Origin of the sequence: Burkholderia sp. ZZQ-2 (genome assembly GCF_050768715.1) — a bacterium.
GTDB lineage: Bacteria > Pseudomonadota > Gammaproteobacteria > Burkholderiales > Burkholderiaceae > Burkholderia > Burkholderia cepacia.
The window spans coordinates 1-13192 of the sequence record NZ_LDVA01000209.1; the positions used below are offsets into that span (position 1 = coordinate 1).

The window sequence follows — 13192 nt, forward strand, 5'->3', positions numbered from 1 at the left end:
GCACGCGGCGCAGCGCGGCCGCGTCGGCGTTGCCGTTCATCGTCAGCCGCACGGCCTGCGCATAACGGCTGCGCGCGCGTTCGAGATCCATCACCGTGTCGGCCGTGAAGCGGATGCCGCCCGTGAACGCATCGTTGCGCGCCTGCCCCTGCACGATCAGCAGTTCGTCTTCCTTGAACAGCGCCTTGTTCGCCTCGAACTGCTCGTTGAAGATCGTGATCTCGCACTGGCCCGAGCCGTCGTCGAGCAGCGCGATCAGCATCTTGCCCCGCTGGGTCATCTGCGTGCGCAGCGAAGCGATGATGCCGGCCACGAGCTTGTCGCGCCCTTCCTTCAGGTCACCGACCTTCTGCCGCACGAAACGGCGCACCTCGTCGCGATACGCGTCGAACAGGTGGCCGGACAGATAGAAGCCAAGCGCGCCCTTTTCTTCCTGCAGGCGGCGCTTGTCGTCCCACGCGGGCTCGTCGACGAGCGCATGCGCGTGCGGCGATTCGGCGCCCATGTCGAACAGGCCGGCCTGCATCGCGTTCGCCTCGGCCTGGTCGGCCGCTTCCATCGCCAGCGGTACCGATGCGATCAGCTGGGCACGGTTCGTATTCAGCGAATCGAATGCGCCGGCGCGGATCAGCGCCTCGACCGTGCGGCGGTTGACGACGCGCCGGTCGATCCGCTCGCAGAAGTCGAACAGGTCGGTGAATGGCTTTTCCTCGCGGGCGCGCAGGATTTCCTCGATCGCGTTCTGGCCGCTGCCCTTCACGGCGCCGAGGCCGTAGCGGATCGTGCGCGAGCGCTTGCCGTCGGCTTCCGCGACCGGCTCGAAGCGGTAATGCGACTGGTTGATGTCGGGCGGCAGCACGGCGAGGTTGTTCACGATGCAATCGTCGAACAGGATCTTCACCTTGTCGGTGTCGTCCATCGCGAGCGTCATGTTGGCCGCCATGAATTCGGCCGGATGGTGCGCCTTCAGCCACGCGGTGTGATACGCGAGCAGTGCGTAGGCAGCCGCGTGCGACTTGTTGAAGCCGTAGCCCGCGAACTTCTCCATCAAGTCGAAGATCTCGTCGGACTTCTCGCGCGTGAGTCCGTTCTTCGCCGCACCCTCGGCGAAGATCTCGCGATGCTTGGCCATCTCCTCGGGCTTCTTCTTGCCCATCGCGCGACGCAGCAAGTCCGCGCCGCCGAGCGAGTAGCCGCCGATGATCTGCGCCATCTGCATCACCTGCTCCTGATAGACCATGATGCCGTAGGTCTCTTTCAGGACGGGTTCGACGCGCGGATCCGGATAGTCGACCTTCTCGCGGCCGTGCTTCCGTGCGCAGAAACTCGGGATCAGGTCCATCGGGCCCGGACGGTACAACGACACGAGCGCGATGATGTCCTCGAAGCGGTCGGGCTGCGCATCCTTCAGCATGCCCTGCATCCCGCGGCTTTCCAGCTGGAACACGGCGACCGTGTTGGCCTTCTTCAGGATCTGGAACGAGGCGGGATCGTCGAGCGGCACCTGCGCGAGCGACCAGTCGGACTTCGACGGATCGAGGCGGCGGATGTAGCGCTCGGCCCAGTCGAGGATCGTCAGCGTCGTGAGACCCAGAAAGTCGAACTTCACGAGGCCGACGGCTTCGACGTCGTCCTTGTCGTACTGGCTGACCACGCCGCCGTCGTCGCCCTGCGTGTACAGCGGGCAGAAATCGGTCAGCTTGCCGGGCGCGATCAGCACGCCGCCCGCGTGCATCCCGACGTTACGCGTGAGACCCTCGACGCGCTGCGCGAGGTCGAGCAGCTGGTGCACTTCGTCCTCGTGGTCGTAGCGCTCCTGAAGCTGCGGCTCCTCCTTCATCGCGTCGGCGATCGTCACGTGCTTGCCCGGCTTGAACGGGATCAGCTTCGCGATGCCGTCGGTGAACATGTAGCCGAGGTCGAGCACGCGGCCGATGTCGCGCACGGCCGCCTTCGCGGCCATCGTGCCGAAGGTGGCGATCTGCGATACGGCGTCCGCGCCGTATTTTTCCTTCACGTACTGGATCACGCGATCGCGGCCGTGCTGGCAGAAGTCGATGTCGAAGTCGGGCATCGACACGCGTTCCGGGTTCAGGAAACGCTCGAACAGCAGGTTGTAGCGCAGCGGGTCGAGATCGGTAATGCCGAGCGCGTACGCGACCAGCGAACCGGCGCCCGAGCCGCGGCCCGGGCCGACCGGCACGCCGTTGTTCTTCGCCCAGTTGATGAAGTCCGCGACGATCAGGAAGTAGCCGGGAAAGCCCATCTTCGTGATGGTCCCGCATTCGAATTCGAGGCGCTTGTAGTACGTGGCGCGCTGCGCGTCGCGTTCGGCTTCGGCCGGATACAGCTGCGCGAGACGCGTCTCGAGCCCTTCCTTCGACAGCTGGACGAGGTAGTCGTCGAGCGACATGCCGTCCGGCGTCGGGAACAGCGGCAGCTTCGGCTTGCCGAGCTCGAGCTTCAGGTTGCAGCGCTTCGCGATCTCGACCGTGTTCGCGATCGCCGACGGCAGGTCGGCGAACAGCTCGGCCATGTCGTCCTGCGTGCGGAAATACTGGTCGGTCGTGAAACGCTTCTGGCGCCGCGGATTCGCGAGGATGTCGCCTTCCGAGATACACACGCGCGCTTCGTGCGCGGTGAAATCGTCGTCGGTCATGAACTGCGTCGGGTGCGTCGCGACGACCGGCAGCTTCAGCGCCGCGGCGAGCGTCGCGGCCTGCTGGATGTACGCCTCGGCGCCCGGCTGGCCGTAACGCTGCAGCTCGATGTAGAAGCCGCCCGGGAACACCTTCGCCCAGCGCTCGGCGTGACGGCGCGCGGCTTCTTCGTTGCCCGCGGCAAACGCGAGCCCGATATCGCCCTGTTGCGCGCCGGACAGCGCGAGGAGCCCCTGCGCGAGCTCGCCGTCGAGCCAGCTCGCGTCGAGTTCCGCACGGCCGCGGTACTGGTTCGTGAGCCACGCCTTCGACAGCAGCTCGCAGAGATTCAGGTAGCCGACCTTGTCCTTGACGAGCAGCAGCAGCCGCGACGGCTTGTCGCGGTCGTCGGGATTGGCGATCCAGACGTCGCAGCCGGCGATCGGCTTGATGCCCTTGCCGCGGGCTTCCTGGTAGAAACGGACGAGACCGAATGCGTTGCCGAGATCGGTGAGCGCGAGCGCGCCCTGACCGTCCGCGGCCGCCGCCTTGACGATGTCGTCAATGCGCACGATGCCGTCGGCAATCGAGAATTCGGAGTGAACGCGAAGATGGACGAAGCGGGGATCTGACATGGGCGCTATTGTAGCCGCCCCGCCGCGCAGGCTGCCCAAAAAATGCCCGCTTTGGCCGTTCGGCCGATGCGCGCGGCGACGCGTCGCGCGGTTGGCCGATCGGCCAGGTACCGGTGCCCGCGCCGTTTGCGGGATAATACGGTTTTTCGAATCAACGCCCCGGCTTCGCACCCTTTTTTGCGGGCCGCCGTGCGGCCGTTTTCCCGTCGGACCATCATGACCATCGTCAACCTCGCCGCCTACCACTTCGTGTCGCTCGACGCGACCGAGCAATGGCGCCCGCTCGTCACCGCCCGCTGCAACGAACTCGGCCTGCGCGGCACGATCCTGCTCGCGCCGGAAGGCATCAACCTGTTCATCGCCGGCACGCGTGACGCCGCCGACGCATTCATCGCGTACATCCGCCACGATCCGCTGTTCGAGGGCAAGTTCGCGTCGCTGCAGTTCAAGGAAAGCCTGTCCGATTCGCAGCCGTTCCGCCGGATGCTCGTGCGCCTGAAGCGCGAGATCATCACGATGAAGAAACCGGCGATCAAGCCGGAACTCGGCCGCGCGCCGTTCGTCGACGCGCGCACGCTGAAGACGTGGCTCGACCGCGGCCACGACGACACGGGCCGCCCGGTCGTGATGCTCGACACGCGCAATGCATTCGAAGTCGACGTCGGCACGTTCGACAACGCACTCGACTACCGGATCGACAAGTTCAGCGAATTCCCGGAAGTGATCGACGCGAACCGCGCCGACCTCGAAGGCAAGACGGTCGTGTCGTTCTGCACGGGCGGCATCCGCTGCGAGAAGGCCGCGATCCACATGAAGGACATCGGCATCGAGAACGTGTACCAGCTCGAAGGCGGGATCCTGAAATACTTCGAGGAAGTCGGCGGCGCGCACTATCACGGCGACTGCTTCGTGTTCGACTACCGCACCGCGCTGAATCCGCAACTCCAGCCCACCGAGAACGTCACGTGCTTCGCGTGCCGCGCGGTCGTCACGCCGGAAGCACAACAATCGCCGAGCTACGTGCCCGGCCAGTCGTGCCCGGCCTGCGCACCGGCAGCCAGCGCAGCCTGACCGCGCGCCGCCCCGCGCCCCGATGAGCGCCTATCGCGGCCGCTTCGCGCCGTCGCCCACCGGCCCGCTGCACTTCGGCTCGCTGGTCGGCGCGCTCGCGAGCTGGCTCGACGCGCGCGCGCACGGCGGCGCATGGCTCGTGCGCATCGAGGATCTCGACGGCCCGCGCACGGTCCCCGGCGCGGCCGACGACATCCTCGCGACGCTCGCGCATTTCGGCATGACGCCCGACGAGCCGCCCGTCTGGCAAAGCACCCGCGACGCAGCCTATACGGCCGCGCTCGAACGGCTCGTTTCGGCCGGGCTCGTCTATCCGTGCGGCTGCACGCGCAAGGAAATCGCCGATTCGCTGCGCGCCGCGCACGAGCGCCACACGACGCTCGCCTATCCGGGCACCTGCCGCACCGGCCTGCACGGCAAGCCCGCGCGCGCGTGGCGGCTGCGCGTGCCGGACGGCGCCGCCGCGATCGTCACGTTCGACGATCGCTGGCAGCACGCGCAAACGCAGAACCTCGCGACCGAAGTCGGCGATTTCGTGCTGAAACGCGCGGACGGGCAATGGGCGTATCAGCTCGCGGTCGTCGTCGACGATGCCGATGCAGGCATCACGCACGTCGTGCGCGGCGCCGACCTGCTCGACTCGACCGCGCGCCAGATCTACCTGCAGCACTGCCTCGGCGTGCCGACCCCGCGATACCTGCACGTGCCCGTGGTGGTCGACGCGAACGGCGAAAAGCTCAGCAAGCAGACGGGCGCGACCGCGCTCGAACGCGACGATCCGCTGCCGGCACTGCAGGCTGCGGCCGCGCATCTGGGCCTCGCGCCGGACGGCGCGCTCGCAGGCACGACTCTCGATGCGTTCTACGCAGCCGCAACGGCCGCGTGGGCGATGCGCTTCGGGCCGCAGGCCGGCTGACGCGCGGTTTCGCGCCGGTTTCGCGCTGGTTTCGCGCTGGTTTTGCGCTGGTTTTGCGCTGGTTTTGCGCTGGTTTTGCGCTGGTTTCGGCTGGTTTCGGCTGGTTTCGGCTGGTTTCGGCTGGTTTCGGCTGGTTTCGGCCGGTTTCGTGCCGGTTTCGTGCCGAACGCCCGCCCGCCGGGTGCCGCTTGCATCGCTCTCCGCCGGCGCCAAGCGCCTTCTTCCGCTCCACCATCGAACCGCGCCCCCAATGAAAAACGGGCACATGCTCATCGCATGCACCCGCTTTTCCCGCAGCGCTCGCGCGCCGCACCGTCGCATCCGCCAGGCTTACGCCGACGGCTTGCGCGGCATCCCGAACCCGCCGAGCAGCGCGGCGACCTGACGCTTCGGCCCCTTCTTCTCGGGCTGCTGCGCAGGCTGCGCGTCGTCCCGCTGCTTCGCGGGCGCCGACGGCTCGTACGGCTTCAGGAAGAAATCGTCGACCGGCGCTTCGTGGCGACGGTGATGACCGCGCTCGGAGCTGCCCGGGCGGCGTCCCGACGCACCGCGATGTTCGTCGCGTTCGCGACGGCCGCCCCGTTCGCCGCCGCGCTCGCTGTTGCGATCGCCGCCGCGGTCGTTGCCGCGCTCGTCGTGACGATGGCGCGCCGGCTTGTCGAGCGTGAGCGTCTGCATTTCGAGCGGACGCTTGATCAGCTTCTCGATATCGGCGAGCTGCTTGCGCTCGTTCGGGCTGCACAGCGACAGCGCGTCGCCCGTCGCACCCGCACGGCCGGTACGGCCGATCCGGTGCACGTAGTCTTCCGCGCTGAACGGCAGGTCGAAGTTGATCACGGCGGGCAACTCGGCGATGTCGAGGCCGCGCGCGGCCACGTCGGTCGCGACCAGCGCCTCGATCTCGCCGCGCTTGAACGCGTCGAGCGCCTGCATCCGCTCGATCTGCGTCTTGTCGCCGTGGATCGCCGACGCGACCACGCCGTCGCGCTCGAGATTGCGCGCCAGCCGGCTTGCGCCGATCTTGCTGTTGCAGAACACGATCACCTGCTTGAGCCCGCGATCGCGCAACAGCTGCACGACGGCCGCCTGCTTGTCGCCTTCGGCGACGTCGTAGACGATCTGCGTGACGTTCGCGTTCGTCGAGTTGCTGCGCGCGACTTCGATCGTCTGCGGGTTGCGCAGGTAGGTCGACGCGAGCTTCTTGATTTCCGGCGAGAAGGTGGCCGAGAACAGCAGCGTCTGACGTTCCTTCGGCAGCAGGTTCAGGATGCGCTGCAGATCGGGCAGGAAGCCCATGTCGAGCATCCGGTCGGCTTCGTCGAGCACGAGGATCTGCACCTGGCCGAGATTCGCCGTCTTTTGCTGCACGTGGTCGAGCAGGCGGCCCGGCGTCGCGATCAGGATCTCGACGCCGCGGCGCAGTTCGGCCATCTGCGGGTTCATGTCGACGCCGCCGAACACGACCGCGCTGCGCAGCGGCGTGTGCTTCGCATACGCGTGCACGTTCGCGGCGACCTGGTCGGCGAGTTCGCGGGTCGGCGTGAGGATCAGCGCGCGCACCGGGTGGCGCGCCGGTGACGCGCTCGTGTTGGCCTGCGGCAGCAGCCGCTGGATGATCGGCAGCGAGAAGCTCGCGGTCTTGCCGGTGCCCGTTTGCGCGGCGCCCATGACGTCGCGGCCGGCGAGCACGACCGGAATGGCCTGCGCCTGGATCGGCGTCGGCGTCGTATAGCCCTGCTCCGCAATGGCTTTCAGGATATCGGCGGCAAGGCCGAATTGATCGAAGGTTGCGTCGACGGGCTTGGCGACAGAATCGGACATGGTGGCGTTTCGCTCAAAAGGCGCGGCGGGGACATCGTGCGTCAGGCCAGCCGGGCCTGCGCTCATCACAATTCGGAAATAGACGGAGCCGCGGCGCGCCGCGCGGCGCCGCTCTGGCGCTTGGGACCGGTTCAATGCGAACGCTGGACGCCAGGCCGTGCGGACTCCGTTCGGCGCGAATGCCGGCGGAAAGGGGCGTATTGTAGCACTGCGCAGCCATCTGTCCGTGACAACGCCGCGAACGGCCCCAACGGCGGTACGCGCGACGGGCCCGGGCAGGCCCGCGCGGTCGACGAATGCCCCTATCGGGCTATCCCGATCGGTCGACGGATAATTTCAGGGGTCAGATTCCGGATCGTCTTGCCGGATCGTCTTGCCGGATCGTCTTGCCGGATCGTCTTGCCGGATCGCCTCACCGGATCGCCCGCCGCCGGCCCGCGCGCCAGACAGTCACACCAGGGAGCCTGCCGCCGGCTGCCACCGCCAGGCACGCCCCACGTTCCCGCCCGTCGCTCAGCCCTTCTTCTTTTTCTTCTCGACCTGGAAGCAGTCGCCCAGCAGCGGCGGCGCATTCTGGTCGGCGATCTCGTCGCGCAGCGTCGCTTCCTTGCCCTTCGTCCACCACGTATAGCGGCCGGCCTGATAGCGCGCGCCGGACGCCGACACGGTGTCGACGAACAGCATCTGCTTCCCGTTGACCGGCACGAGCGCGAAGCTCTGGCCGTTGCCCGCGAGCCAGTACGACACGCGCACGGGCTGTTTCTGGTTCGCGCACTGGTAGACGGCGAACTGGCGCGAATCGGCGTCGATCTCTTCGACGGTCAGTTGCGCGGCATGCGCGACGGAAACGGCGGTGCCGGCGAGCGCAAGCGCGGCGAGCGTTTGGCGAATCATGCAGGTCCTCTCACGAGACGGGTGGAAACGCGCCCTCGCGGGGCGCGCAATTATTGTTGGCGATCGCGTCGTATAGCGTGATCAGGGATCGATGACGTCGGCACACGCGTCGGTCGGCGCGGCCGCGAGATGGCCGACGAGCGGCACGATCTTGAGCCCGGCCGAGGCCACCCGGCACGGCGCGGCCGCGACGCCGCAACCCGCGAGACTCGCGACCAGCGCCAGTGCGGCACCCAGCTTTCCGATACGCAGCCACCTTGGCGTCATCGTCCTCTCCTGGTTACGTCAGCGCGCCGACACGGGCCGGACGGCCGCGGCGGCACGCTTCGCGCGTTCGCGGGCTTCGTCGACGGTCGCGCCGGTCGCCAGCGCGACGCCCATGCGCCGCTTCGCAAAACTTTCCGGCTTGCCGAACAGGCGCAGGTCTGCGCCCGGCACCGCAAGCGCGTCGCGCACGCCTTCGAACGCGATGCCGCGCTCGTCGAGCCCGCCGTAGATCACGGCCGACGCGGCCGGCGAACCGAGCGTCGGATCGACCGGCAGCCCGAGAATCGCACGCGCGTGCAGCTCGAACTCCGACTGGCGCTGCGACGCGAGCGTGACGAGGCCCGTATCGTGCGGCCGCGGGCTCACCTCGGAGAACCACACGTCGTCGCCGCGCACAAACAGCTCGACGCCGAACAGCCCGCGCCCGCCGAGCGCCTCGGTGACCTTGTGCGCGATCTCGCGCGACTTCTCGAGCGCCGCCGCGCTCATCCGCTGCGGCTGCCACGACTCGACGTAGTCGCCCGCCACCTGCACGTGGCCGACCGGCTCGCAGAAATAGGTGCGCGTGGCGTCCGTCGCCGGATCGATCGCGCGCACGGTGAGCTGCGTGATCTCGTAGTCGAAATCGATGAAGCCCTCGACGATCACGCGGCCGTGGTTCACGCGCCCGCCCGCCATTGCGTAGTCCCACGCCGGTTTCACGTCGGCTTCGGTCTTCACGACCGACTGCCCCTTGCCCGACGACGACATCACGGGTTTCACGACGCACGGCATGCCGATCTTCGCGACGGCCGCGCTGAACGCTTCGAACGAATCCGCGAACGCATACGGGGACGTCGGCAGGCCGAGCTCCTCGGCCGCGAGCCGGCGGATCCCTTCGCGGTTCATCGTGAGCTGCGTCGCGCGCGCGGTCGGGATCACCTCGGCGAGACCGGCCGCCTCGATCGCCGCGAGCGCGTCGGTCGCGATCGCCTCGATCTCGGGCACGATCAGGTGCGGGCGTTCGGCCTCGACGATCGCGCGCAGCGCGGCGGCGTCGGTCATGTCGATCACGTGCGCGCGATGCGCGACCTGATGGCCGGGTGCGTCCGGATAGCGGTCGACCGCGATGACTTCGACACCGAGACGCTGCAACGCGATGATGACTTCCTTGCCGAGCTCGCCGGCGCCGAGCAGCATGACGCGCGTGGCCGAGGATGAGAGCGGCGTACCGAGCCGCTGACCGATCTGCATGTGATTACCCGCTTCTGGTGGAGGACGAAAACGGCTCCGATGTTAACACGCGCCACGACACCGGTTTGGCGCGTTTCGCCGTGCCGCCGCCCCGCCTCGGGCCGCTCGCGAGCGGGCTGCGAACGTTTTCACGCGCGAAGTGTCGGCTCGCCTGCCGCGGGGCGGGTGCGTTACTCTTACGCCTTGATCAGAATCCGATGAGGAACGAGGCTCATGTCCCACCTGTCCGCGGCCGCACGCGCACGCACCGGCCTGCTTCGCCCGTTGCGCGCGCCGCTCTGCGCGTTGACGCTTGCCACGCTTCTCGCCGCCTGCGCGATGCCGACCCACCCCGATTCCGCCGCCCCCGCGCCCGACCCGTACAACCCGGCCGCCGTCCAGCTGCTCGACGACACGAGCTGGGAGCTCACCAGCTGGCTGAACGCCGACGGCACGCCGCGCGCGATCCCGCACGGCGACAACGGCGAGCCGATCAAGCTCGCGCTGTCGACCGAGTCGGGCATCCGGCGCGCGAGCGGGTTCTCGGGCTGCAACCGCTACATGGGCACCTACGCGATCAAGAACGGCCTGTTGAGCTTCGGGCCGCTCGCCGGCACGCGGATGGCCTGCCCGAATACGCTCGGCGGCCAGCTCGAACCCGCGTACCTCGACGCACTCGCCCACATCGACAAGACCGGCGTGCAGATGCGCGAGCCGCAGCAATTGCAGATCGTGACCGCGTCCGGCGCAACGCTGACCTTCACGCACCGGAGCCCCTGATGCAGCACCGCGCGCGCGAAGGCCGACCGACCGCCTTCGCGTGGCGCGCCACGCGCGCGTGCCGCGCACCCACGTGCGCGGCGTGAAGCGGATGCACGCCGCGTTAGAGTCTTGTTCGCCGGCCGGTTAAACTCGGCGGGTCGCGCCCCGCGCGCCCCTCCCCACTCCTGTTTCAAAGCATGCACACGGTTGTCTTCGGCTGGTTCGGCATCTCCGCCGTCTGGTTCCTCCTTCTCTTCTGGCGTCTCGTGCAGGCGATGCTGCCCGGCGGCGGCGGGCTCGCCGGCCGCGGCTCGATCCGTCTGTGGCTCGGCTTCGCCGCGGTGTTCGTGGCCAGCTGCACGCTGACGAGCCCGCTGTCGGGCCCCGACACGAACGCGCTCGGCCATGCGTTCTCGGCAGGCTTCGCCCACGTGCTCGGCCCGATCGGCACGCCGGTCGCGATGGTCGTGCTGTTCTTCGCCGGGCTGCCCTGGTTGACCGGCATCGGCTGGCGACAGTTCGCCGCGTGGGTCGACACGTCGTTCGGCGTCAAGCTGTCGCGCGACGGCGGCGACGACGATGCCCGCGGCATTGCCGACCTGCCGCGCAGCGCGCTGCATCGCGACGACGACGTCGTACAGCCGACCACCGCGCACACCGTCAATTCGATGGCGCCGCGCCAGAACGGCCGGTATTCGCGTCCGACGCTGTGGAAACCCGATCCGCAGGCGCGGCCGAAGCCGCGCAGCAGCACGCCCCCGCGCCCCCACGTGGAACCCGTCGCGCCGTCGGGCTGGTTGAAGCCGACCGCGCCCCAGCGCGCGCCGACGCAGCCCGCACCGATCCCCCCGGCCAGCGCGATGCCGCCACCGACGACCGGCAGCACCGCGAGCCTGGCGCGCGCAGCGGCGAATTCGCAGGTCCCGCGCCCCGATCCAGCCCCGCTTCCCGTCGGATTCGAACCCGTCCGCCCGCGGCCGACAGCCGCGCGACCGGCCACGCCCGCATTGAAGCCGGCTACGCCGCGTACCACGGTCACGCCGCGGCCGGCCGCCGCGCAGCCGCAGCGCCCGCCGGTACGCCCCGTCACTGGCGCAGGTTCGGCCGGCCAGCCTGCGGATACGGCACGACGTCGTCCGGCGCCGCAAACACCGGCGCGTGCGCCGCTCTATGCATGGACGGAAAAACCCGCCGCACCGATCGCGCCGGCACCGAGCGTGCACGACACGCTGCGCTCGATCGAGGCCAGCACCGCGCAATGGGCAACGCTGGGCGGTGCGCAGCCGGCCGACTCCGGGCACGCTGCCGCCGCAGCCGCTACCGTGGCCGGGATGGCCGCGGCAGCGGCCGGCGTTGCGGCGCCGGCATCGGCGGCCGCATCGACCGTGCCGACCGTGCCGGCCGTGCCGGCCGGGATTGCCGCCGCGACTCACGGCCTCGCCACACATGACGCCACCGTGTCGCTCGCGCACGATGCGGCGCCGGCGTACGACGACAACGCACCGATCGTGCTCGACGCGTTCATGCCGGCGGCGCCCGCTGTTCATGCACCGGGTGCCGATGCGGGCACCGTGGCGCTCGACGCGGCCGCCCCGAACGCGCTGCCGAATACCGGCAGCGACGATGCCGCGTTTTCGCATCACGCCGACGACGAGATCCGGTACGCCGACGATGCGCCTGCCGCGCCGACGCCGGGAATCCCGCCCGCACCCTCACCCTCGTTCGACGCGCCCATCGACCTCGCACCGTGGGAAGACCTCGCCAGCCGGCCGGTTTCCGCGTTCGACGCATCCGCGTGGAACCCGGCCGCCGAGTCGTCGACGGACACGACGGAATCGGAACCGGCCGATGCTGCCGCCGCGCAACCCAGGCGCGAGGCGGCTCGCGACATCGCCGCGAGCAACCTGCCGGCGCCCGTCGATAACGACGACAGGTACACGGCGCAACCGGCTGCCGCAATCGATCACATCGCATCGGCCCGCGTACCGCAGGGCATCGACGATGCGCACGCCGACGTGAAAGCGACAGGGAACATCGCACCGTTCGCGGCCCTCCCCTCTTCGCCGATCACCGAAACGACGTCGCGCGCAAGTGCCGAAGCCAGGCCGTTTGCGGCGGTGTCGGCAACGTCGGGATCGGCTGCGTCGGGTGCAGCACCGGAAGCCGTCAAGGCGGACGCGGCAGAACTTGCGGCACCGCCGTCGGCAAGCGCTCAAGACTCCGCGCCGGCAGCGGAATGGACTTGGAAACCGTCGACAACGCAATCTGCCCCGACGAGTGCGACCGTCGCCGTGGAATTGCCGAAATCGCCGGTCGCCGCTCAACCGTTTGCCGCCAAGCAGACGGCTTCGGCTGCTGCGTCACCGCTCGTCGGTACCGCTCAAGGCTTTGCCGCGCAAGCACCTGCATTCGCTTCGGAGACATCGCCTGTCGCCGAGACCACTTCAACGGATCGCGTGACCGGCACGACATCCGGTTCGCCTGCTCAGTCGCCTGCGTCGGCATCGACCGCTGCATCGGTTGCGTCGACAGCCCCGGTCAACGAGACGGGCGCGACTTACGGTTCGTTCCCCCGCGCATCGATGCCCACATCGCCCGTCGTGACTCCGTCGACGGCCGGCACGTCGGCTTCGACATCCGGTTCGACGGCGCCCGCACCGGCTGTCGCCGCGATGCCCGTGAACACCGCGTCCGGCTCGCCGGCGCCGGCGCCGGCCAACCCGGCAAGCTCATCGACGGGTACGACATTCGGCACGTTCGGCACCTCCGGCGCGGTCACACCGCAGCCGGCCGCAAGCCTGCCCGTGCCGCCGGCCGTTTCCGACACGACTGCAACGTCCCCCGGCGCCGTCGCACCGATCACGTCCGCCGCAGCGACTCCGGCGCAACCGATCTCCGGCTCGCCCGTCGCTCCGACCGGCTCGCTGCCGTCCTTCGGGGCAACCGCCGCGATACCGACTCCGTCGATCGCTTCC

Annotated in this window: 8 protein-coding genes and 1 pseudogene; 4 read left to right on the plus strand and 5 right to left on the minus strand. The window is 69.0% G+C overall.

Translation table 11 applies throughout. The features are described from left to right. On the minus strand, nt 1-3274 hold a 3274-nt coding region (dnaE, locus tag ABY44_RS14380), incomplete at its 3' end, for a DNA polymerase III subunit alpha (protein WP_431641346.1). A gap of 216 nt (nt 3275-3490) precedes the next feature. On the opposite strand from dnaE, the gene ABY44_RS14385 reads away from it, so the two are divergent. Continuing rightward, nucleotides 3491-4345: a sulfurtransferase gene (locus ABY44_RS14385; RefSeq protein ID WP_027786818.1), complete on the plus strand. Its 855-nt coding sequence runs from the start codon at nt 3491-3493 to the stop codon at nt 4343-4345. Nucleotides 4346-4367: 22 nt separating this feature from the next. Continuing rightward, nucleotides 4368-5261, plus strand: coding sequence for a tRNA glutamyl-Q(34) synthetase GluQRS (gene gluQRS / locus ABY44_RS14390; protein WP_060172955.1), 894 nt, complete (start codon nt 4368-4370; stop codon nt 5259-5261). 330 nt (nt 5262-5591) lie between these two features. On the opposite strand, the gene ABY44_RS14395 is transcribed toward gluQRS, so the two are convergent. From ABY44_RS14395 to purT, 4 genes are all read right to left on the minus strand, one after another. Continuing rightward, a complete protein-coding gene (locus tag ABY44_RS14395; protein ID WP_081066235.1) occupies nt 5592-7148 on the minus strand; it encodes a DEAD/DEAH box helicase in 1557 nt (518 codons plus the stop codon). A 447-nt stretch (nt 7149-7595) separates the two neighbouring features. Beyond that, nucleotides 7596-7976, minus strand: a complete 381-nt coding sequence (locus ABY44_RS14400) for an MliC family protein (RefSeq protein WP_060172954.1) — start codon at nt 7974-7976, stop codon at nt 7596-7598. An 81-nt stretch (nt 7977-8057) separates the two neighbouring features. Then, nucleotides 8058-8243, minus strand: a complete 186-nt coding sequence (locus tag ABY44_RS14405) for a DUF6726 family protein (protein ID WP_027786814.1) — start codon at nt 8241-8243, stop codon at nt 8058-8060. A gap of 18 nt (nt 8244-8261) precedes the next feature. Continuing rightward, entirely contained in the window at nt 8262-9476 is a 1215-nt protein-coding gene (gene purT, locus ABY44_RS14410; RefSeq protein WP_060172953.1) for a formate-dependent phosphoribosylglycinamide formyltransferase, read from the minus strand. A 213-nt stretch (nt 9477-9689) separates the two neighbouring features. Here purT and ABY44_RS14415 point away from each other — a divergent pair, with 213 nt between their 5' ends. Together ABY44_RS14415 and ABY44_RS14420 are read left to right on the plus strand one after the other, a co-directional pair. Continuing rightward, on the plus strand, nt 9690-10235 hold the full coding sequence (locus ABY44_RS14415; protein ID WP_027786812.1) for an META domain-containing protein: 546 nt from the start codon (nt 9690-9692) through the stop codon (nt 10233-10235). A 179-nt stretch (nt 10236-10414) separates the two neighbouring features. Next, nucleotides 10415-13192 (plus strand): annotated as a pseudogene (locus ABY44_RS14420) (DNA translocase FtsK); the annotation flags it as partial.